Source organism: Secundilactobacillus mixtipabuli, from assembly GCF_002217925.1.
GTDB classification, from domain to species: Bacteria; Bacillota; Bacilli; order Lactobacillales; family Lactobacillaceae; genus Secundilactobacillus; species Secundilactobacillus mixtipabuli.
Map to the genome: position 1 here is coordinate 1 of NZ_BCMF01000020.1, position 2,129 is coordinate 2,129.

Sequence of the window (2,129 nt, forward strand, 5' to 3'; positions counted from 1 at the left end):
CGTGGTTGATTTTAATGAATGGGCGGGAATGCCCGTTTTTTTATTAGTTAATAGTGTACAAAAAATCTGTTATCAGTAATAGATAGAATCTATTACCAACAACAGATATTGTAGAGCCTTTAAAATGGCATTCATTGACCCACTAGCAGTAGGTCAATGAATGCCATTAATTTAATGTCAGAAATCAAAAAAGTTTAAACAAAAAAAACCGCCCACAGGCGATTATCAGTACTGGACGGTCCGTACGAGACTCGAACTCGTGATCTCCTGCGTGACAGGCAGGCGTCCTAACCAGCTAGACCAACGGACCATTCGAATTGCGGGGGCTGGATTTGAACCAACGACCTTCGGGTTATGAGCCCGACGAGCTACCAGACTGCTCCACCCCGCGATAATATATAAAAGTTGTGTTGGATGACCCGTACGGGATTCGAACCCATGTTACCGCCGTGAAAGGGCGGTGTCTTAACCACTTGACCAACGGGTCATATACATTTCAAAAAGCAAGAAACCTAACGGAGAAAGAGAGATTCGAACTCTCGCGCCGCTTACGCGACCTACACCCTTAGCAGGGGCGCCTCTTCAGCCACTTGAGTATTTCTCCAATGGGCCTAAATGGACTCGAACCATCGACCTCACGCTTATCAGGCGTGCGCTCTAACCAGCTGAGCTATAGGCCCAAAAAGCGGGTAACGAGAATCGAACTCGCGACAACAGCTTGGAAGGCTGTGGTTTTACCACTAAACTATACCCGCATGGGTCTTTTTGAGCAATGGCGCGGGACGGAATCGAACCGCCGACACACGGAGCTTCAATCCGTTGCTCTACCGACTGAGCTACCGAGCCATATAAACGGTCCGTACGAGACTCGAACTCGTGATCTCCTGCGTGACAGGCAGGCGTCCTAACCAGCTAGACCAACGGACCATACAAATTGCGGGGGCTGGATTTGAACCAACGACCTTCGGGTTATGAGCCCGACGAGCTACCAGACTGCTCCACCCCGCGATAATAAGGAGGATGAGAGATTCGAACTCTCGCGTGGTTTGACCCACCTGACGGTTTTCAAGACCGTTCCCTTCAGCCAGACTTGGGTAATCCTCCATAATGTAACGAAACAAATGATCAATAATAAGGACCAATGGACCTTGTAGGACTCGAACCTACGACCGGACGGTTATGAGCCGTCTGCTCTAACCAACTGAGCTAAAGGTCCGAGTCAAAGATCAAATCGCGGCGGGGGGGATCGAACCCTCGACCTCCCGGGTATGAACCGGACGCTCTAGCCAGCTGAGCTACACCGCGATGGCGTTTAAATAAAACTGTTTGAAACTTTTTATTTAAATCGGGAAGACAGGATTCGAACCTGCGACCCCCTGGTCCCAAACCAGGTGCTCTACCAAGCTGAGCTACTTCCCGTTCAAATGCACCCAGTAGGAGTCGAACCTACAACCTTCTGATTCGTAGTCAGACACTCTATCCAGTTGCGCTATGGGTGCAAAATATTAAAAAGAAAAATGCCGAGGACCGGGATCGAACCGGTACGGTCATCACTGACCGCAGGATTTTAAGTCCTGTGCGTCTGCCAATTCCGCCACCCCGGCGTATTTGGCATAAGCGGAAGACGGGATTCGAACCCGCGACCCCCACCATGGCAAGGTGATGTTCTACCACTGAACTACTTCCGCATATTAAGTTGAAATGCCGACTAGAAGATTCGAACTTCCGACCCCCTGTTTACAAGACAGGTGCTCTACCAACTGAGCTAAGTCGGCAACACAATAAACATAATATCAAATCTGACTTTTATTGTCAACATTATGATTGACGCTATGAGCCGTGACAGTCTCGAACTGTCGACCCTCTGATTAAAAGTCAGATGCTCTACCAACTGAGCTAACGGCTCAATGGAGGATACAGGGCTCGAACCTGTGACCCTCTGCTTGTAAGGCAGACGCTCTCCCAACTGAGCTAATCCTCCATAAATAATAGCGTGGCAACGTCCTACCCTCGCAGGGGGCGATCCCCCAACTACTCTTGGCGTGCTGAAGCTTAACTTCTGTGTTCGACATGGGAACAGGTGTATCCTTCAGGCTATCGCCACCACACTATTGAGAACTGATGCTCTC

General features: G+C 49.5%; 19 tRNA genes and 1 rRNA gene. All 20 read right to left on the minus strand.

The features are described 5' to 3' along the window. Positions 1-236: 236 nt before the first annotated feature. Positions 237-310: transfer RNA gene (locus IWT5_RS11690), tRNA-Asp, on the minus strand. 7 nt (positions 311-317) lie between these two features. Continuing rightward, a tRNA-Met gene (locus IWT5_RS11695) sits at positions 318-391 on the minus strand. 24 nt (positions 392-415) lie between these two features. Continuing rightward, a tRNA-Glu gene (locus IWT5_RS11700) sits at positions 416-487 on the minus strand. A 29-nt stretch (positions 488-516) separates the two neighbouring features. Continuing rightward, positions 517-604 (minus strand) — tRNA-Ser (locus IWT5_RS11705). Between the two features lie 2 nt (positions 605-606). After that, positions 607-680: transfer RNA gene (locus IWT5_RS11710), tRNA-Ile, on the minus strand. Between the two features lie 4 nt (positions 681-684). Next, positions 685-755 (minus strand) — tRNA-Gly (locus IWT5_RS11715). An 18-nt stretch (positions 756-773) separates the two neighbouring features. Then, a tRNA-Phe gene (locus IWT5_RS11720) sits at positions 774-846 on the minus strand. A 7-nt stretch (positions 847-853) separates the two neighbouring features. Next, positions 854-927: transfer RNA gene (locus IWT5_RS11725), tRNA-Asp, on the minus strand. Between the two features lie 7 nt (positions 928-934). Next, positions 935-1,008 (minus strand) — tRNA-Met (locus IWT5_RS11730). Positions 1,009-1,014: 6 nt separating this feature from the next. Next, a tRNA-Ser gene (locus IWT5_RS11735) sits at positions 1,015-1,104 on the minus strand. Between the two features lie 38 nt (positions 1,105-1,142). Beyond that, positions 1,143-1,216, minus strand: a tRNA-Ile gene (locus IWT5_RS11740). Positions 1,217-1,231: 15 nt separating this feature from the next. Further along, positions 1,232-1,305: transfer RNA gene (locus IWT5_RS11745), tRNA-Met, on the minus strand. A 40-nt stretch (positions 1,306-1,345) separates the two neighbouring features. Next, a tRNA-Pro gene (locus tag IWT5_RS11750) sits at positions 1,346-1,419 on the minus strand. 6 nt (positions 1,420-1,425) lie between these two features. Beyond that, positions 1,426-1,499 (minus strand) — tRNA-Arg (locus IWT5_RS11755). Positions 1,500-1,518: 19 nt separating this feature from the next. Then, positions 1,519-1,604 (minus strand) — tRNA-Leu (locus tag IWT5_RS11760). A gap of 12 nt (positions 1,605-1,616) precedes the next feature. After that, positions 1,617-1,688, minus strand: a tRNA-Gly gene (locus IWT5_RS11765). Between the two features lie 14 nt (positions 1,689-1,702). Continuing rightward, positions 1,703-1,775: transfer RNA gene (locus IWT5_RS11770), tRNA-Thr, on the minus strand. Between the two features lie 58 nt (positions 1,776-1,833). Next, positions 1,834-1,906, minus strand: a tRNA-Lys gene (locus IWT5_RS11775). 2 nt (positions 1,907-1,908) lie between these two features. Next, a tRNA-Val gene (locus IWT5_RS11780) sits at positions 1,909-1,981 on the minus strand. A 10-nt stretch (positions 1,982-1,991) separates the two neighbouring features. Continuing rightward, positions 1,992-2,108 (minus strand): 5S ribosomal RNA (gene rrf, locus IWT5_RS11785). Between the last annotated feature and the right edge of the window lie 21 nt (positions 2,109-2,129).